This is a genomic window from Novosphingobium gossypii, from assembly GCF_050433305.1.
GTDB lineage: Bacteria > Pseudomonadota > Alphaproteobacteria > Sphingomonadales > Sphingomonadaceae > Novosphingobium > Novosphingobium gossypii.
The window spans coordinates 327,156-344,426 of the sequence record NZ_JBNPXM010000003.1 but is presented as its reverse complement, the minus strand read 5'-3'; the positions used below and the strand labels follow the sequence as shown (position 1 = coordinate 344,426).

17 protein-coding genes are annotated in these 17,271 nt (G+C 65.9%); 9 read left to right on the top strand and 8 right to left on the bottom strand.

Features of this window, described 5'->3' with window-relative positions:
• Positions 1-231: 231 nt before the first annotated feature.
• Positions 232-1,386 carry a M23 family metallopeptidase gene (locus GGR40_RS09210; protein WP_429275920.1) on the top strand — a complete coding sequence of 385 codons (1,155 nt, stop codon included), beginning with the start codon at positions 232-234 and terminating at the stop codon, positions 1,384-1,386.
• Between the two features lies 1 nt (position 1,387).
• On the top strand, positions 1,388-1,819 hold the full coding sequence (locus GGR40_RS09205; RefSeq protein ID WP_429275919.1) for a bactofilin family protein: 432 nt from the start codon (positions 1,388-1,390) through the stop codon (positions 1,817-1,819).
• Between the two features lie 117 nt (positions 1,820-1,936).
• On the opposite strand, the gene GGR40_RS09200 is transcribed toward GGR40_RS09205, so the two are convergent.
• Positions 1,937-2,644 (bottom strand): DUF1013 domain-containing protein, encoded by a 708-nt coding sequence (locus tag GGR40_RS09200; protein ID WP_429275918.1) that lies wholly within the window; start codon positions 2,642-2,644, stop codon positions 1,937-1,939.
• Between the two features lie 157 nt (positions 2,645-2,801).
• A complete protein-coding gene (locus GGR40_RS09195) occupies positions 2,802-3,803 on the bottom strand; it encodes an NAD(P)H-quinone oxidoreductase (RefSeq protein ID WP_429275917.1) in 1,002 nt (333 codons plus the stop codon).
• Positions 3,804-3,892: 89 nt separating this feature from the next.
• On the opposite strand from GGR40_RS09195, the gene GGR40_RS09190 reads away from it, so the two are divergent.
• Both GGR40_RS09190 and clpA read left to right on the top strand, forming a co-directional pair.
• Complete coding sequence (locus GGR40_RS09190) at positions 3,893-4,111, top strand: DUF1192 domain-containing protein (RefSeq protein WP_429275916.1); 219 nt, start codon at positions 3,893-3,895, stop codon at positions 4,109-4,111.
• Between the two features lie 162 nt (positions 4,112-4,273).
• Positions 4,274-6,643, top strand: coding sequence for an ATP-dependent Clp protease ATP-binding subunit ClpA (clpA, locus tag GGR40_RS09185; RefSeq protein ID WP_429275915.1), 2,370 nt, complete (start codon positions 4,274-4,276; stop codon positions 6,641-6,643).
• 149 nt (positions 6,644-6,792) lie between these two features.
• Here the strand turns inward: clpA and GGR40_RS09180 are convergent, their stop codons facing one another.
• Complete coding sequence (locus tag GGR40_RS09180) at positions 6,793-7,125, bottom strand: UrcA family protein (RefSeq protein WP_429275914.1); 333 nt, start codon at positions 7,123-7,125, stop codon at positions 6,793-6,795.
• Positions 7,126-7,468: 343 nt separating this feature from the next.
• Between GGR40_RS09180 and GGR40_RS09175 the strand changes: the two genes are divergently transcribed.
• Together GGR40_RS09175 and GGR40_RS09170 are read left to right on the top strand one after the other, a co-directional pair.
• The gene (locus GGR40_RS09175; RefSeq protein ID WP_429275913.1) at positions 7,469-8,350 is read left to right on the top strand and encodes a diacylglycerol kinase family protein; all 882 of its coding nucleotides are present in this window, start codon (positions 7,469-7,471) and stop codon (positions 8,348-8,350) included.
• Positions 8,350-9,234, top strand: a complete 885-nt coding sequence (locus GGR40_RS09170; protein ID WP_429275912.1) for a metallophosphoesterase family protein — start codon at positions 8,350-8,352, stop codon at positions 9,232-9,234. The genes GGR40_RS09175 and GGR40_RS09170 overlap by 1 nt, the downstream gene beginning before the upstream one ends.
• A gap of 21 nt (positions 9,235-9,255) precedes the next feature.
• On the opposite strand, the gene GGR40_RS09165 is transcribed toward GGR40_RS09170, so the two are convergent.
• From GGR40_RS09165 to GGR40_RS09145, 5 genes are all read right to left on the bottom strand, one after another.
• Complete coding sequence (locus tag GGR40_RS09165) at positions 9,256-9,570, bottom strand: hypothetical protein (RefSeq protein ID WP_429275911.1); 315 nt, start codon at positions 9,568-9,570, stop codon at positions 9,256-9,258.
• Positions 9,571-9,718: 148 nt separating this feature from the next.
• Positions 9,719-10,252 (bottom strand): CarD family transcriptional regulator, encoded by a 534-nt coding sequence (locus GGR40_RS09160; protein ID WP_429275910.1) that lies wholly within the window; start codon positions 10,250-10,252, stop codon positions 9,719-9,721.
• 318 nt (positions 10,253-10,570) lie between these two features.
• Positions 10,571-10,909 (bottom strand): ferredoxin FdxA, encoded by a 339-nt coding sequence (gene fdxA, locus GGR40_RS09155; protein ID WP_429275909.1) that lies wholly within the window; start codon positions 10,907-10,909, stop codon positions 10,571-10,573.
• Between the two features lie 19 nt (positions 10,910-10,928).
• Positions 10,929-11,222, bottom strand: coding sequence for an RNA-binding S4 domain-containing protein (locus GGR40_RS09150; protein ID WP_429275908.1), 294 nt, complete (start codon positions 11,220-11,222; stop codon positions 10,929-10,931).
• 9 nt (positions 11,223-11,231) lie between these two features.
• The gene (locus GGR40_RS09145) at positions 11,232-13,778 is read right to left on the bottom strand and encodes a helicase-related protein (protein ID WP_429275907.1); all 2,547 of its coding nucleotides are present in this window, start codon (positions 13,776-13,778) and stop codon (positions 11,232-11,234) included.
• Between the two features lie 210 nt (positions 13,779-13,988).
• On the opposite strand from GGR40_RS09145, the gene GGR40_RS09140 reads away from it, so the two are divergent.
• From GGR40_RS09140 to GGR40_RS09130, 3 genes are all read left to right on the top strand, one after another.
• A complete protein-coding gene (locus GGR40_RS09140; protein WP_429275906.1) occupies positions 13,989-15,590 on the top strand; it encodes a M23 family metallopeptidase in 1,602 nt (533 codons plus the stop codon).
• A 93-nt stretch (positions 15,591-15,683) separates the two neighbouring features.
• Positions 15,684-16,691: a porphobilinogen synthase gene (hemB, locus tag GGR40_RS09135; protein ID WP_429275905.1), complete on the top strand. Its 1,008-nt coding sequence runs from the start codon at positions 15,684-15,686 to the stop codon at positions 16,689-16,691.
• The gene (locus tag GGR40_RS09130) at positions 16,684-17,235 is read left to right on the top strand and encodes a GNAT family N-acetyltransferase (RefSeq protein WP_429275904.1); all 552 of its coding nucleotides are present in this window, start codon (positions 16,684-16,686) and stop codon (positions 17,233-17,235) included. The genes hemB and GGR40_RS09130 overlap by 8 nt, the downstream gene beginning before the upstream one ends.
• Positions 17,236-17,271 lie beyond the last annotated feature (36 nt).

Below are 17,271 nucleotides of genomic sequence, written 5' to 3'. Positions count from 1 at the left end.
CTATCATCGGAGCGTACAATTGTCACCGTAAAGCGGAAGTAATGCGAAGGGAATGCAATCGATTCGCTGGCTTTGTTTTATAGGTTTTCGCATGGTTTCTCCGTTCGCCGCGCATGGTCATCGACTCGCCCCGATTCCGCAGGGGATCGCGCCCAGTCGATTCGCTTTGGTAACCTGCGGCTGCTAGCTGCGCCGACCGGGACTGAGACACAGATTTCAAGCGGGGTCGTTTTGCCTTCCAAGTCAGCCGGGGCGCTGTTGCAGCGTCTCAGGACTGCGTTCCCTGACCGTGAGTTCATCATGCGGTCGCAGGGACAGGTCCGTTTCATCCGCGTTTCATCGCGCGCACAGAAGATCGCCGTGGGGGCGGTTTGCGGTCTGTTTGGAACCTGGGCCGCCTCTGTGGGGGCGCTTGCCCTGTCGCAGGCATCCGCCGGCAGCGACAGCGCTGCCCTTGCCGCGCGCGCCGCCAGTGTCGCCAAGGCAGAAAGCCGTGTGGCGAAGTACCGCAGCGATGTTGACGCCACCATGGCTGATCTTGAGCGCCGCCAGCAGTTCATCACGCAAGTCGTCGATGCGCATATCCAGGAAGTTCCCGAGGAGCCGGAGGCCGCACAGCCCACTGCCGAGACCGCTGCCACTACCCGGAAAGTCAGCGTGGCTGTGCCCGCCGCCGGCACCTTGGCCGACATCGAGGCGAAGCAGCTGGCGCTGGTCGACCGGCTAACCCGTTATGCCGACCAGCGTTCGAGTGCCGCCACGGAGTCGATCCGCAAGCTGGGCCTCAATCCCGATGCGATGCTGTCCCGCGCGCGGATGGCGGAAGGTGGTCCTTTGGTGAAGCTGGCGACCGCGGCCAACGGCAGCGTCGATCCGCGCTTCATGAAGATGGGCCGCAGCCTTGCCCGCATGGACGCGCTGGAACGCGGCCTTGCGTCGATCCCGCAGGTCAGCCCGGCGCATGTCGCCTATGTCTCTTCCAGCTACGGCTATCGGTCCGATCCGTTCACCGGCGGCGCCGCGTTCCATGCCGGCCTCGATTTTCCGGGTCCGATGGGATCGCCGATCTACGCCGCCGCCAAGGGCCGCGTCACGTTCGTCGGGCAGAAGACCGGCTATGGCAACTGCATCGAGGTGACGCATGGCAACGGGTTGATGACCCGGTACGGCCACCTTTCCGGTTTCCGCACCCGCGTGGGTCAGGAAATCGATGCCGGCGCGCTGATCGGTGCCATGGGCAGCACCGGCCGGTCCACCGGTCCGCATCTCCACTTCGAGGTCCGCGTGAACGACCGTCCGGTCAATCCGCGCCCGTTCCTCGAAGCGGCGCAACGTCTTCAGGGGGCCAACAAGGGTGCAACAGGGGGCCAGGAGGAGAACCACTGACATGGCCAAGGCCTTCATAAGCTCGCGCGCGAGCATCAACAGTTCGAGCTTTTCGATGCTGGGCGGGGACACCGTCATCACCGGCGACATTTCCGCCAGCGCGGATCTGCACGTCGATGGCAGCGTCAACGGCGACATATCCTGCAACGCTCTCGTCCAGGGTGAAGGCAGCGACATCGCCGGTGCGATTACGGCGCAGTCCGCACGGATCGCCGGGCTGGTCCGGGGGTCGGTGTCCGCAAAGGAAGTCGTGATCCTCAAGACCGCGCGGATCGAAGGCGACGTGTCCTACGACACACTGACCATCGAACAGGGTGCACGTCTGGAAGGGCGCCTGAGCCCCGCCGGCGGACAAATGCCGCCCGCGATCGCCCGGCTTCCCGCGTCGGCCCCGGTGGAGATCAAGCCGGAACTTTCCGAAGCGGCAGAGTAGGCTGAATACGTCGTCCCTGATCTGATCCGGGACGACGCTGGGCACGAAAACCCGATACGAAAAAGGGGACATGGGATCGGCTCCCATGTCCCCTTTTCGATTCACCTTCGCGCGATGTTACTCGCCGCGTGCCTCGGCGGCTTCGGCGGCGCGCTTGGCTTCGAGCCAGGCGGCGACTTCGGCTTCCTGTGCCGCTTCCGACGCGGCCTGTGCCTGCGCCTGACGCTCTGCGCGCAGTTCGTCGATCAGGGCCTGGCGATCATCGACCAGACGCTCGTCACCTTCGCCGGTGTCCTGGATGCCCGCCTTCTTGGCGGCCTTGGCGACAAGGGCGTCCAGTTCGCGCTGCGAGCACAGGCCCAGCGTAACCGGATCCTTGGGCGTGATGTTGGCGATGTTCCAATGCGACCGATCGCGAATCGCCGCGATGGTGTTGCGGGTGGTGCCGATCAGCTTGCCGATCTGCGCGTCCGAAACTTCGGGGTGGTTGCGCAGGATCCACGCGATGCCGTCCGGCTTGTCCTGACGCTTGGACACCGGGGTGTAACGCGGGCCCTTGGTACGGCTTGCGGTTACAGGCACCTTGTGCATGCGCAGGCGGTAGTCAGGGTTGGCCTGCCCCTTCTCGATCTCTTCCATCGTCAGCTCGCCCGAGCGAACGGGGTCGCGGCCGGTATACTTGCTGGATGCCAGATCGTCGGCCATGGCCTGGACTTCGAGCATGTGCAGGCCGCAGAATTCTGCGATCTGCTCGAAAGTCAGCGAGGTGACGTCGACCAGCCAGGAAGCGGTCGCGTGCGGCATCAGCGGAGTGGGCTGGCTCATGTCTCTATCTCCGGCGGAAACAATAAGGGCCGCCCCTTCGCGGAGCGGCCTCACCGGGTCGATTTAGGGAATTTTTGCCGATTGGGCAAGCAAAAGGGGCCGAAAATTGCGTCGGCCCGTCGGACACGTTCGTGCGACGTTCCACGTGGAACGCGAATCAGGCTTCCAGCACGATCTTTCCGACGTGGTCGCCGGCTTCCATGCGGGCGTGGGCGGCTGCGGCCTGCGCCAGCGGGAAGCGGGTGTCCATCACCGGGCGCAGCAGTCCCTCCTCCACCAGTGGCCAGGCGCAGTCGAGAATTTCCTGCGCGACCAGCGCCTTGAATGCGTCAGTGCGCGGCCGCAGGGTGGAGCCAGTCAGCGTGTAGCGTCGGCTCATGACCACGGCCATGTTGATCTCTGCCTTCGTCCCGCCCTGCACCGCGATGGTGACGTGGCGGCCATCGGGTGCCAGGCACTTCAGGTTCCGTGCGACATAGCTACCCGCCACCATGTCCAGCACCACGTCGACGCCGCGCCCATCGGTTATGCGGGCGACTTCCTCCACGAAATCGCTGGCCTTGTAATCGATGGCATGATGCGCCCCGATCCTGAGCGCCGCTTCGCACTTCTCGGGTGAGCCGCAGGTGACGATCACCGTCAGCCCGAAATGGCGCCCCAGCATCGCGGCCATCGTGCCGATACCGCTGGTGCCGCCGTGGACGAGCAGCCATTCGCCTTCCCGCGCAAAGCCGCGTTCGAACACGTTGTGCCACACGGTGAACAGCGTTTCAGGCAGCGCCGCCGCTTCGTCCAGCGGCAGGTCTTCGGGCACCGGCAGGCAGTGCCCGGCCTTGGCAAGGCAATACTGCGCATAACCGCCGCCGGTAACCAGCGCACAGACCTGCTGGCCGGGAACGAAATCGCTGACGCCTTCGCCCAGTGCGGCGACGGTGCCGGAAATCTCGAGCCCCGGTATCGGCGAAGCACCCGGCGGCGGCGGATAGTTGCCCGTGCGCTGCACAACATCGGGGCGGTTCACCCCCGCGAAGGCGACCTTGACCAGCACTTCGCCGGGGCCGGGCCGGGGCACTGCCACGGCCTCTGGCCGCAGAACGTCGGGTCCGCCGGGCGCATCGTAGCCCACGGCGGTCATGGTGACAGGAAGGTCAGCTAACATGAGCTTGCCTGTGCCACAGGAGCATATGTCTGGGGAACACACTTTCGGCCCATTGACAGTGTCCCGTTCCGAACCGATGTTGCATCGCAATGGACGAAGACGACCGACCTCTGCGGCGGTCATCCGAGGGCGACTTCGGAGCCGCCAGCCTCCTCGCCGGTGAAAACCTGGAACGGTATTCGCTGGACGACCTGGACGCGCGGGTTGCGCTTCTGGAAACGGAGATCGCGCGCGTCCGCGCCCATCGAAATGCATCGTCCGCTCACCGTCTTGCGGCGGATGCGCTGTTCAGGCCGCGATCATCTTGAGGGCCGCAGCTTTGCCTGGATGCCTTTCGGCACCATCCGGCAGGCCCCCTCGCAACGCTCCTGAACGTCCCTATATCGGTATCGTAACGCTTGCCCCGCCAATCTCCCCTGCGGGCCAATCACTTCCCGGGAGAGCCGCCCCTCACAATGAAGGTCGCCTAAATGCCTAGTTTCGCCCAAAGCCTTGAAAAGACCCTGCACTCGGCTCTGTCTCACGCGTCTGAGCGGAGCCACGAGTACGCGACGCTCGAGCACCTGCTGCTCGCGCTGATCGACGACACCGACGCGGCGCAGGTCATGCAGGCTTGCGGCGTGGATCTGGGCGATCTTGGCGACGTGGTGCGTCAGTACCTCGACCAGGAATACCAGTCGCTCAAGACCGAGGAGAAGGGCGATCCCGCCCCCACCGCCGGTTTCCAGCGCGTGATCCAGCGCGCGATCCTGCACGTGCAGTCGTCGGGCAAGGATACCGTAACCGGCGCCAACGTGCTGGTGGCGCTGTTCTCCGAGCGCGATTCGTATGCAGTCTACTTCCTGCAGCAGCAGGACATGAGCCGCCTCGATGCCGTCAGCTACATCAGCCACGGCATCGGCAAGGGCGGCAAGCGTATCGAGGATCGCAGCCCCAAGGGTTCGTCCGACGAAGCCACCCCCACGCCTGAGGACAAGGCGGAAGCCAAGGCAGCCGCCAACAAGAAGGATTCGGCCCTCGACCAGTTCACCGTCAACCTCAACGAGAAGGCGCTGAACGGCAAGGTCGATCCGCTGATCGGTCGCGGCCCCGAAGTGGACCGCACGATCCAGATCCTGTGCCGCCGGTCGAAGAACAACCCGCTCTACGTGGGCGATCCCGGCGTCGGCAAAACCGCCATCGCCGAGGGTCTTGCCCGCAAGATCGTCGAGGGCGAAGTGCCCGAAGTGCTGGCCGAAGCGGTCATTTACTCGCTCGACATGGGCAGCCTGCTGGCGGGCACCCGCTATCGCGGCGATTTCGAGGAACGCCTGAAGCAGGTCGTTTCAGAGCTGGAGAAGATGCCGCACGCGGTCCTGTTCATCGACGAGATCCACACCGTGATCGGCGCCGGCGCCACCAGCGGTGGGGCGATGGATGCATCGAACCTGCTCAAGCCCGCGCTGTCGGGCGGCACGATCCGCTGCATCGGTTCGACCACGTACAAGGAATTCCGCAACCACTTCGAGAAGGACCGCGCTCTGCTGCGCCGGTTCCAGAAGATCGACGTGAACGAGCCGACGGTCGAGGACACGATCAAGATCCTCAAGGGCCTGCGCACCGCGTTCGAGGATCACCACCGGGTCAAGTATACGCCTGACGCGATCAAGACCGCCGTCGAGCTGTCGGCCCGCTACATCAACGACCGCAAGCTGCCCGACAAGGCGATCGACGTGATCGACGAAGTGGGCGCGATGCAGATGCTGCTGCCGCCCAGTCGCCGCAAGAAGACCATCACCGCGCGCGAGATCGAGCAGGTCATCGCGACGATGGCCCGCATCCCGCCCAAGTCCGTCAGCTCCGACGACAAGAAGGCGCTGGAAAACCTCGAACGCGATCTGAAACGCGTGGTGTTCGGGCAGGACAAGGCCATCGGCGTGCTTTCCACGGCGATGAAGCTGAGCCGCGCGGGTCTGCGCGATCCGGACAAGCCGATCGGCTCGTTCCTGTTCTCCGGCCCCACGGGCGTCGGCAAGACCGAAGTCGCCCGCCAGCTTGCCAGCATCATGGGCATCGAACTGAAGCGGTTCGACATGTCCGAATACATGGAACGTCACTCGGTCAGCCGCCTGATCGGTGCGCCTCCGGGCTATGTTGGCTTCGATCAGGGCGGCCTGCTGACCGACGCGATCGACCAGAACCCGCACTGCGTGCTGCTACTGGACGAGATCGAGAAGGCGCACCCCGACCTGTTCAACATCCTGCTGCAGGTGATGGACAACGGCCGCCTGACGGATCACCACGGCAAGACCGTCGATTTCCGCAACGTGGTGCTCATCATGACCACCAATGCGGGTGCGTCGGACATGGCCAAGCAGGGCATCGGTTTCGGCGATACGTCAAAGGCGGATGCCGGGGACGAGGCGGTGAAGCAGATGTTCACGCCGGAATTCCGCAACCGCCTGGATGCGATTGTGCCCTTCGCCTACCTTGCCAAGGACACCATCAGCCGCGTCGTCGACAAGTTCATCCTCCAGCTGGAACTGCAGCTGGCCGACCAGAACGTGCACATCCAGTTCGATTCGGATGCGCGTGGCTGGCTGGGCGACAAGGGTTACGACAAGCTCTACGGCGCCCGTCCGATGGGCCGCGTGATCCAGGAAAAGGTAAAGCAGCCGCTGGCCGAGGAACTGCTGTTCGGCAAGCTGGCGCACGGCGGCGAGGTGCATGTCTCGGTCAAGGAGAATGCGCTGAACTTCGAACTGACCCCGTCGGCGCCCAAGGTGGCGAAAGCCAGGAAAGCGCCGGTGAAAAAGGCTCGCAAGCCCGGCCCCCAGGCGGACACAAACGCCGACGACTGAGATGCGAACACGGACGCCTTCTCCCCGGCGGAGCGGCGTCCGGTACGTGGACAAGAAAATGGGCGTGGCAGGCTTCCGGGGAAGCCAGTCACGCCCAAGTTTCTTTTCCGGGTTTTTTCTTATGGGACCTGGATGAATGGGGTTGGGCATCAGCCGCCGAGGCGGGTGTCGTCAGCCTTGTCGATGGCGGTGGCGACGTGGTCGCGCACATCGGCCAGAGCCTTCTTGTAGCACTTGGTGTCGATCGACGACTGGATGATGGTGCCGGTCGTGCCATGGTTCGTGCGGCAGACATTGCGTGCAGCGGCCTTGAGGCGACCCTGCAGAGCGTCCTGCCCGGCGATGGTGGCCAGATCGAGATCCTTGTAGTGGACTTCGACGGTCTTGTTCGCAGCGGCAAATGCCGCCGGGGCGGAAAACAGGCCGACGGTGCACAGAGCGGCAGCGGCGAAAGCGAACTTGGGGGCGAACTTGTTGATCATGGTATTTCCTCCTCATGGTGTGAGCCTTGGGGAAGAAAGTCTCCGTTCGGCTCGATGAGTGTCATGTGCCCCATTGCTCCCTGCCGATCATCCGAAGGTCGATTGCCGCCCGAACCGCTCCGACGAACGTCCGGGTGTCAGGACCAACGACATTTGTAATCGACGAACGACATGCAAGATCATGACGCGGCCCGGATCAACGGCGAACGAATCGATCCGAGTACCCTGCCGACGCTATCGAATCCGTCCATAGGATTTGCTGGATCACTCCGCGCCTGAACTTCAAGGCGCGTGAGGGCAAACCCTGCGGGAACCTCCACCCCCGCCGAACGATTGAGGGCGCATGACAGCGAACACCCCTGAAGAGACTCCGCCCGGCAGGATCTGGCTCGTCTGCAATGCGGCCAGCGGCAGCAACAACGAGGCGGCGGTGGAGGAACTGATCGCCGCCTTCGGGAAGGCGCGGCTGAACCTCGACCGGGTACTGCGTTTTCCCGACGATCCGGCTCCGAAACCTGCCGATCTGGACGAGGCGCAAGTCGACACCGTGGCGGTGTTCGGCGGCGATGGCACCACGCACTCGGTGGTGATGGAGGCCTGGGGCTGGCATGGCGCCGTGCTCGTGCTGCCGGGCGGCACCATGAACCTGCTGGCCAAACGCATGCACGGCGACCTGCCCGCGCCGGAGATCGTGGCCCGGCTGTCGCCTGACGCTCCGCTTCGCACGGTCCGCCCCAACGTCATCCGCAGCCGCCACGGCGTGGGGCTGACCGGGGCGCTGGCGGGTCCGGGTACGGTGTGGAACGAGGTGCGCGAAGCGATGCGGGCGATGAACGTCATCGATTTCGTGGCGTCCACGCGCGAAGCCATCGCCCAGTCGGCCGCCGGGCCCAAGGTGACCTGCGCAGAGGTCGACTGCGGGCGCGAGGAAGGCTATGCCGCGATCACGGTGGTTCCCAAGGACGATGGTTTGCGAGCGAACGGCTATTATGCCGAATCGCTGGCGGACTATGCCGGGCAAGGCATTGCCCTGCTCAACCGGAACTTTCGCGATGGCCCGCACGATGAACTGGGCCGTCACCCGAAGCTGCGTCTGGTCTGCCCCACGGGTGAACCGATGGGGCTTCTCATCGATGGCGAGCCGTTCGACGGCGCGACCGAGGAAGAATTCGAACTGGGCCCCTGCGAGGTGAACCTGGTGACGACGAAGGAGCTTGACGGATAATGCACGGCAGGACGGCCTCTATGCACAATGGTCCGCTGCGGCTGTTCCACCTCAGCGACATCCATTTCGGCCTGGAGGACACCCGCGCGCTGGCCTGGGCGGTGGAGTGCATAGAACGCGAGAAGCCGCATGCCGTCGCCATCACCGGCGATCTGACGATGCGTGCCCGTCATCCGGAATTTCGCGCCGCCTGTGAATGGATCACCGCGCTGGACGTGCCGGTGACGGTCGAGGTCGGCAACCACGACATCCCGTACTTCAATCTCTACCAGCGCTTTTTCGACCCGTACAAGCGGTTCAAGGCCATCGAGAAGATGGTGGAGACGCAGTTGGACCTGCCGAACCTGGCCATCGTGCCGCTGCGCACGACCACGCGCGCACAATGGCAGCGCTTTCCCTGGTCCAATGGCTGGGTCACCGATCACGCGCTGAAGCAGACGCTGGCGGCGATCGACGAACTGCCCGAAGGCACCCGTGTGCTCGTCGCCTGCCATCATCCGCTTACGGAGCGGCGGGCCGACGGCAAGCTGCTGACGATCAACGGCACGCGCACCATGGAAGTGCTGGCGGGCCGCAAGGTCATGGGCGTGCTGTCCGGCCATGTGCATGACCCGTTCGACATCACCGCCGAAACGGCCGCCGGCCCGCTGCGGATGATTGGGGCGGGCACGCTGTCAAAGCGCATCCGTTCCACCCCGCCCAGCTTCAACGAGATCGTGATCGAAGGCGACCGCGTGACGGTGACCGCGCGCAATCTGGAACAGGTGCCAACCCCGGCGATGCAGATCGACCGGGTACCCGAGAACGCTCTGCCCCCGCGTGAGCCGGGCGAACCCGTGGCGCCAGTGGCAACAGTGCCGCCGGTCGACCCGCCGGTGCACTGACCTGCCTGGGTTTGGTGGTCGTCAGATTGACCGGTCGCGCAAGTCCTGCATCGCGGCGTAATCGTCATGCGCGCGCTCGCACGCGGCGTTTGACCCGTTCTGGCAATCGCGCGTGTTCTTCTGGTAGCTGCGGTTGAGCTTGCCCAGTTGCTCGTCGCGCTTGCGCAAGGCACGCCCGCGCTTTTCGTCGGCTTCGGACTGGCTGGTGGTCGTCCAGTCCACCGCCTTGCCTGCTACCCGAACGGGAGCCGTGACGATGCTGGCGGCGGTGCGTACGCAGCCCGAAAGCATGGGGAGCGCGACCAGCGCGGCGACAGGAACGATCAAACGCTTCATGCCGGCAGCTTCCCACGCCCGCTGTGACGACGCAATGCCCTGCCGTGGCGTTTCAGCGTAAACTCTGCCCGGCATCAGCCATCAGGCCACCAACGACAAAGGCCGCCCCTTTTGGGAGCGGCCTTCATGGTTTCACGTGAAACGCGCGTCAGACGGTTTCAGCGGTATCGTAATACTTGGGAGCATGCTCGTTGAGGATCGCGAGGATCTTCTTGAGTGCAGCCTGCTCGTCAGTCTTTTCCATCGCCGCCAGTTCGCGGGCCAGACGTGAGGACGCCGCCTCGAAGATCTGGCGTTCGGAATAGCTCTGCTCCGGCTGATCGTCGGCGCGGAAAAGGTCGCGCGTCACTTCGGCGATCGACACGAGGTCGCCCGAGTTGATCTTGGCTTCGTACTCCTGAGCGCGGCGCGACCACATGGTCCGCTTAACCTTTGGCTTGCCCTTGAGAGTATCGAGCGCTTCACGCAGAGTTTTGTCCGAAGACAGCTTGCGCATGCCGATCGATTCGACCTTGTTGACGGGAACGCGCAGGGTCATGCGCTCTTTTTCGAACCGCAGTACGTAGAGTTCGAGCTGCATCCCGGCAATTTCCTGCTTCTGCAGCTCGATGACACGACCCACGCCGTGCTTAGGGTATACGACGTAATCTCCAACATCGAAGGCATCGGCCCTGGTTGCCATGTATCGTCCTTTCACCTGCAGGGTTCCCGTTGGTCTGCGAATCGGGAGATGCACGGGCATGCGACAAGGAGGCGAATCGCCTCCACGCCCGGTCAGATCACTCTCCCAACCGTTTGCTTTCGAACCCTGCCTCGCAATGCAAATGCCTGCCGAACGGGCAGAAGGCCCGGGCAGTTGCACGGTTATATAGCAGCAATGGGGCAAAAAATCCAGAGGCGCGAAAACGTTTCCGTTTCGCGCCTCATGATCCGGTTGCGCAGGGGCGCAATCGGTGCAGTTTCGATCAGCGGGGCAGGAGCTATTTCCCGCCCTGCCCGATCAGTCGCCCTCGCCGGGTTCCGGCGAGAAATACTTCTCGAACTTGCCTTCTTCCGCCTTCATGGCGTCGGCATCGTCCGGCGCGTCCTTGCGCGTGGTGAGGTTGGGCCATTCCGCCGAATACTTGGCGTTCAGTTCCATCCACTGCTCCAGACCGCTTTCGGTGTCCGGCAGGATCGCTTCTGCCGGGCATTCCGGTTCGCACACGCCGCAGTCGATGCACTCGCTGGGGTTGATGACCAGCATGTTCTCGCCTTCGTAGAAGCAGTCCACGGGGCACACTTCCACGCAGTCGGTGTACTTGCACCTGATGCAGGCGTCGGTGACGACATACGTCATGAGTGCTGTAATCCTTCCTTCAGGCGTCGTTCGATTCGGGCGCAGCTATGGGATCGACGGGCCTGCCGTCAAGCACTCTGTAGCAACCGACCGCTTCGCTATAGGGTCCGCGCCTGTCCGGCAAGGATAGGACTTCTATCACCCGGACACTGCCAGCTATCGAAATCGTCAGCACATCGCCCGCCGCGACCTTCTGATGCGCGCGGTCGATCCGTCGTCCGTTAAGGCGCATGTGGCCTTCTTCGGCCAGGTGTTGCGCGATCGGCCGGGTCTTGGCCAGACGCAGGAACCACAGCAGCTTGTCGATCCGCATCCCGCCTCCCTATCGCACCATGTCGGCCAGCGCCGCAAAGGCCCCATCGCGCCTGACCGGCAAGGCCGGCTGCGCTTCCGCCTGACGGCGCGGCGGACGCCAGCGCCAGCGCACCGGGGCAAGCGGACCGTGCGCGCCTTCCGCCAGCGGTCGGGGCATCACGGGCTGGAAGCCGCCCAGCCGCAGCAGGCGCGCATAGCTGGCCGTCGTCAGCCCCATCGACACCGCCCGCGCGGGATCGAGCGTGAAGCTGCCGCGCTTTTCCGACGCCCGCGCATCGTGGCCTTCGCGCAGCAGCTTTTCCGCCATGTCGATCCGCAGCAACTGCTTGCCGAGTGCGCGATAGCCGGGCGGCGGACGGTGATGCCCGGCAGCCAGCACCGGCGGCATATCCGCTGCCGGAACGCCCCCCTGCCCTTTCCCCGAAACCTGCGCCAGTTGCCTCCACAGCGCGATGACCGGCGTGCGCAGCATCGCGGGCACGAACAGGTCGAGCGCGCCCACCCTCACCCCCAGCCGCGCCAGCATCGTGCGCCGCGCCTTGTCGAGCCGGTCGATTCCCGACCCATCGCGCGCGGTCATGCCGCCGCGTTCCACCAGCGTGATCAGCAGCGCGCGCAGGTCCGGCCCAGCATCGGTTGCGCGGCTTGCCTCGTCCAGCTTCGCCAGCGGGGCAAGCGGCTTCAGCGCCGTATCCAGCCATGCCTCCAGCGCCGCCACGAGTGCGCGGCGCGACGCGTCGGGCACCGTGTCCAGCGTACGATCGGGTATCATCACCGGCGTCAGCAGCGAGCGACCCGGCGACAGCGCCGCCAGCTTCTGTCCTTCCCACTGCAGCGCGCCGTCGTTCAGCGCAATCTGCGCGGTGCCGGCGTGAATCGCCTCTACCAGCGCGTCGGCCCGCGTCGCCAGCAAGGTCGACAAGTGCCTTTCCGCCGCCGCCAGCAGCAGCTTGCGGTCGGACAGCCGCGCGCCGGGATCGACCTGGAAGGTGAAGCCGCGCAGGGAACCGATGTGCTCGCCCTCGACCAGCACTTCCTCGTCCTCCAGCCGGACCGAGAGCAGCCCGGCGTCGGTGCCCAGCTTCTTCATCAGGACGGCGGTGCGGCGGTTGATGAACCGTTCCGTCAGCTTGCCGTGCAGGGCATCGGACAGCCGCGCCTCCACCGAGCGGGCGCGGGCCGCCATCTCGTCCCGCGCCAGCACCCAGTCGGGCCGTTGGGCGATGTAGGCCCAGGACCGGATCGCGGCGATGCGCCCCTGCAGCGTGTCGATGTCGCCGCCGGTGCGATCCAGCTGGGCGATCTGCGCCGCGACATAATCCGCGCCCAGTTCACCGCTGCGCAGATCCTGCCACAACCGCGCGACGAAGCGGGAATGCGTTTCGGCGCCCTGCTGGCGGAAATCCGGCAGGCGGCAAACCTCCCAGAAGCGGCACACCTGCCCTGTGCCCCGCACCGTGTCGGCCACCGGTCCCTCATCCGCCAGCCGCTTGAGCACGGCAAGGTCGATGGCTTCGGGTGCCGGGGCAAGTTCGGGGCGCAGCGGCGGCGTTTCAAGGTCGGCGATGAGGGTGGCCAGACTGTCGAAGCGCGGCTCGGGTTCGCGCCAGAACAGCTTGGTCAGCGGCGCGAAGCGGTGCTCCTCGATCGCGAAGACCTCCTCGGCCTCGAACTCGGAATCGTGTCCGCCCGTGCCTGTCAGGGTGCCGAAGCTGCCGTCCTTCTGGTGACGCCCTGCCCGCCCGGCGATCTGCGCCATTTCGGACGGCGTCAGGCGGCGATGGCGGCGCCCGTCGTACTTGGACAGCCCGGCGAAGGCGACATGCTCCACATCGAGGTTGAGACCCATGCCGATGGCGTCGGTGGCAACGAGGTAATCGACCTCGCCCGACTGATAGAGCGCCACCTGCGCATTGCGTGTCTGCGGGCTGAGTGCGCCCATCACCACTGCCGCCCCGCCGCGGAACCGGCGCAGCATTTCCGCGATGGCGTAGACCTGCTCTGCCGAGAAGGCGACGATGGCGCTACGCGGCGGCACCCGGCTGAGCTTCTTCGCGCCGGCATGGGTCAGGGTGGAGAAGCGCGGGCGGGTGACGATCTCCGCCTGGGGCACGAGCGAGCGCACCAGCGGCTCCACGGTGGAGGAACCCAGGATCATCGTCTCCTCCCGCCCGCGCGCATGGAGCAGGCGGTCGGTGAAGACGTGGCCGCGTTCACGGTCGGCGGCCAGCTGCGCCTCGTCGATGGCGACGAACGCCATCGAGCGTTCCGTCACCGGCATCGCTTCTGCCGTGCACAGAAGGTAGCGGGCGTTCTTCGGCTCGATCCGCTCCTCTCCGGTGATGAGGGCGACGCTGGCCTCGCCCTTGATCTTCACCACCCGGTCGTAAACCTCGCGCGCCAGCAGCCGCAGCGGGAAACCGATCATGCCGCTGGAGTGCGCGCACATGCGCTCTATGGCGAGGTGGGTCTTGCCGGTGTTGGTCGGCCCAAGCACCGCCTTCACCGCGCCGGGGGCGTCCGTTTGTGCCGAGCCGTTGCGCTGCTGAACCATTATGCATCGAATGTGGCATCGCGACCCGCCGCCCGCAAGACTCGGGTCATCCCGAAGAGGTCGGGAAATCCACAGTCTTAGGATGTTCGTAACCTTGTTCGGGCAGGGAAAGTGCGCAAGGCCCGCCTTCGCGGACCGCATCGGGTTGCAAAAAGGGAACCGCGCGTTTTGTTCAGGGCGCTGAAGCGCGATCGCGATGATCGCGCCGACATGGCAGACGATCAGCGGGCGGCCATGGCCGCAGCCGCCGCCCTGTCCCCTCCCTCGCCTTCTCCCGCATTCGGACGCAAGGCTTCCGAGCCCGTCATCCTCGCCTTCCCTGCCCCCGCCGAACGGAACGCCGCACCTCGCCCCGGCTTGCGCGCTGCTATCGAGGGATGGTGCGCGCGCGTCGATCTGGCGCCCGATCTGGCTACCGACATCGGCAGTCGCACCTGGCTGCGCGGACTTGCCACGATGCTGGGGCTGAGCGCCACCGCGCTGGTGCTGCTGCCCGGCTTCAGCGCCGTTCAGGCCGCCGCGACGATGCCGCTGACCCCTGCACAGCGCGACGAGTTCCGCAGCCAGTCCATCGCGCCGCTTGCGCTGGGCGCAGACACCGGCCGGCACATGGGCGCGACGCCGCTGGTCAGCCCGCTGATCGGGGTGCCGGAACGTCCGACGCTGCAGCTGGTCTCTACGCTGGGCGCCGGCGACACCCTGCCCCGCCTGCTGGAGCGCGCGGGCCTTGGCGCCGCCGACGTGGCGCAGGTGACGCAGTTGGTGGGCCAGGTCGTCCCTGCCGGAGAGATTGGGTCCGGCACGCAGTTCGACATCACGCTGGGCCGCCGCCCGGCGCAGGGCGCGGCGCGGATGCTCGATTCGCTGGCGTTCCGCGCGCGCTTCGACCTAGATCTGTCGATAGAACGCGGAGCGGGCGGGCTGACGGCAGTACGCCACCCCATCCGTGTAGATGACACGCCGCTGCGCATTCGCGGGACTGTCGGCTCTAGCCTCTATCGCTCTGCCCGCAACGCCGGAGCGCCGCTGGGGGCCATTCAGTCCTATCTCCGGGCAGTGGACAAGTATCTCAGCCTCGACAGCGACCTGCACGCGGGCGACCAGTTCGACATGATCGTGTCCTACAAGCGTTCCGCCAAAGGCGAGCGCGAAGTGGGCGACCTGCTTTATGCCGGGGTGGAGCGTGGCGGCAAATCGAAGCTGCAGCTGATGCGCTGGGGTAACGACGGTCAGATGTTCGCGGCCAGCGCCATCGGCCAGCCGCGCGCCGTGCCCATCGGCCAGCCGGTGGCAAGCACGCGCATCACATCGCCCTATGGCGGGCGACGGCACCCGATCCTGGGCTATGTCCGCATGCATGCCGGGATCGACTTCGGCGCGCCTTATGGATCGCCCATCTACGCGGTGGCGGACGGGGTGGTGAGTTTCGCCGGACGGCATGGCGGGCACGGCAACTACGTGCGCCTGCAGCATTCCGGCGGGCTGGGCACCGGTTATGGCCACATGAGCCGGATCGCGGTGCGGGGCGGCACGCAGGTCCGGGCCGGGCAGGTGATCGGCTATGTCGGATCGACCGGGCTTTCCACCGGGCCGCACCTGCATTTCGAGGCCTATCGCGGCGGTCGCACCATCAACCCCGCCGGCATCGCCGTGATCCAGCGGCCCGAGATCGACGGACGCGAACGCGATGCCTTCAAGGCAAGGCTGAACGCGCTGCTGGGCGTGGCGCCGGGCGCAGCGCTGGGATCGATAGAGCCGGTGCATGAAGATACCGCCCAAGCCACCCGAGAGATCGACAAGCTGGCGCGGTAAGTTCGTCGAAGCCTGCTTCGCGCACTTTACCCCACGCAAATCGCAACGCCCGGTCGATTGCCCCCCTGCCCGTTTTGCGGCACACAGCGCGCCATGACCGGCACGTATCCCCACACCCGCCTCCGCCGCACCCGCGCTACCGCATGGAGCCGCGCGCTTCACCGCGAGACGGTACTGACCCCGGCGGACCTCATCTGGCCGCTGTTCATCACCGACGGAGAAGGCGTGGAGCAGCCGATCGCCGCGCTGCCGGGCGTGTCGCGCTGGTCGGTAGACCTCATCGTCGAACGCGCGAAGGAAGCGGTGGCGCTGGGCATCCCCGTGCTGGCGCTGTTTCCGCACACCCAGCCCGACCGCCGCAGCCCGGACGGAGCCGAAGCGCTCAACCCGGACAACCTGATGTGCCGGGCGATCCGTGCCATCCGCGCAGACCTTGGCGACCGGATCGGCCTGCTGACCGACGTGGCGCTCGATCCCTACACCAGCCACGGGCAGGACGGCCTGATCGACGATGCCGGCTATGTCCTCAACGACGAGACGGTTGAGGCGCTGGTCGGCCAGTCGCTCAATCAGGCGAATGCGGGCGCGGACATCATCGCCCCGTCCGACATGATGGACGGCCGCATCGCCGCTATCCGCGACGCGCTGGAGGACGCGGGCCACATCAACGTCCAGATCATGAGCTATGCCGCCAAGTACGCCTCGGCGTTCTATGGCCCGTTCCGCGACGCGGTCGGCTCGCGCGGGCTGCTGAAAGGCGACAAGAAGACCTACCAGATGGACTATGGCAACAGCGAGGAAGCGCTGCGCGAAGTCGAGATGGACCTGGCCGAAGGCGCCGACACCGTGATGGTCAAGCCGGGCCTGCCCTACCTCGACATCATCCGCCGGGTGAAGGACACGTTCGAGGTGCCGGTGTTCGCCTATCAGGTGTCGGGCGAATACGCGATGATCGAACATGCGGTGGCAGCCGGCGCGGCGGACCGCGACACGATGGTCCTGGAAACCCTGACCGCGTTCAAGCGCGCGGGTGCATCGGGCGTGCTGACGTACCACGCCGCCCACGCCGCACGGCTGCTGCGTGCCCCGTCCGGTGACTGAGATCGAAACCGAACGTCTGATCCTGCGCGACTGGCGCGACGGCGACCTTGCGCGTTTCGCCGCCGTCACCAACACGCCCGCCGTCATGCGCCACCTTGGCGGGGTGATGGACGATGCCAGAGTGGCGCTGTTCGGAGAGCGCGTGGCGGGTTTCCAGCAGCGGCTGGGCCACACGTTCTGGGTGGTGGAACGCAAGGCCGACGGCGCGATGCTGGGCTTCTGCGGCCTCAAGGTGATCGACGCGCCGGGCGCAGGCTTTTCCGGCGAGATGGAGATCGGCTGGCGCCTGCGCGAGGATGCGTGGGGGCAGGGCTATGCGAAGGAAGCCGCCGCCGCCTCGCTCGACGCCGGGTTCGATCGCTTCGGCGCGCGGGAAATCTTTGCGCTCACCAATATCGAAAACACCGCCAGCTGGGGCCTGATGCTGCGGCTGGGCATGGTCCGGCGCGACGAATTGGCGTTCGTCGATCCGCGCTTCACGCCGCCGGTGGGCGACACCATCGTCCACGCGATCACCGCAGAGGCGTGGCGCGGGCGGGCCTGATCTGCGCCGGGCGGCCGTGAAGGGTATCCTTCGCCG

Excerpts from the sequence above, each read along its gene's own strand:
- GGR40_RS09200 (WP_429275918.1), bottom strand. The coding sequence starts at position 2,644 with ATGAGCCAGCCCACTCCGCTGATGCCGCACGCGACCGCTTCCTGGCTG.
- GGR40_RS09145 (WP_429275907.1), bottom strand. The coding sequence starts at position 13,778 with ATGGTTCAGCAGCGCAACGGCTCGGCACAAACGGACGCCCCCGGCGCG.
- GGR40_RS09165 (WP_429275911.1), bottom strand. The coding sequence starts at position 9,570 with ATGAAGCGTTTGATCGTTCCTGTCGCCGCGCTGGTCGCGCTCCCCATG.
- GGR40_RS09190 (WP_429275916.1), top strand. The coding sequence starts at position 3,893 with ATGGACGAAGACGACCGACCTCTGCGGCGGTCATCCGAGGGCGACTTC.
- GGR40_RS09140 (WP_429275906.1), top strand. The coding sequence starts at position 13,989 with ATGGCAGACGATCAGCGGGCGGCCATGGCCGCAGCCGCCGCCCTGTCC.
- clpA (WP_429275915.1), top strand. The coding sequence starts at position 4,274 with ATGCCTAGTTTCGCCCAAAGCCTTGAAAAGACCCTGCACTCGGCTCTG.
- fdxA (WP_429275909.1), bottom strand. The coding sequence starts at position 10,909 with ATGACGTATGTCGTCACCGACGCCTGCATCAGGTGCAAGTACACCGAC.
- GGR40_RS09175 (WP_429275913.1), top strand. The coding sequence starts at position 7,469 with ATGACAGCGAACACCCCTGAAGAGACTCCGCCCGGCAGGATCTGGCTC.
- GGR40_RS09160 (WP_429275910.1), bottom strand. The coding sequence starts at position 10,252 with ATGGCAACCAGGGCCGATGCCTTCGATGTTGGAGATTACGTCGTATAC.
- GGR40_RS09195 (WP_429275917.1), bottom strand. The coding sequence starts at position 3,803 with ATGTTAGCTGACCTTCCTGTCACCATGACCGCCGTGGGCTACGATGCG.
- GGR40_RS09150 (WP_429275908.1), bottom strand. The coding sequence starts at position 11,222 with ATGCGGATCGACAAGCTGCTGTGGTTCCTGCGTCTGGCCAAGACCCGG.
- GGR40_RS09170 (WP_429275912.1), top strand. The coding sequence starts at position 8,350 with ATGCACGGCAGGACGGCCTCTATGCACAATGGTCCGCTGCGGCTGTTC.
- hemB (WP_429275905.1), top strand. The coding sequence starts at position 15,684 with ATGACCGGCACGTATCCCCACACCCGCCTCCGCCGCACCCGCGCTACC.
- GGR40_RS09180 (WP_429275914.1), bottom strand. The coding sequence starts at position 7,125 with ATGATCAACAAGTTCGCCCCCAAGTTCGCTTTCGCCGCTGCCGCTCTG.
- GGR40_RS09205 (WP_429275919.1), top strand. The coding sequence starts at position 1,388 with ATGGCCAAGGCCTTCATAAGCTCGCGCGCGAGCATCAACAGTTCGAGC.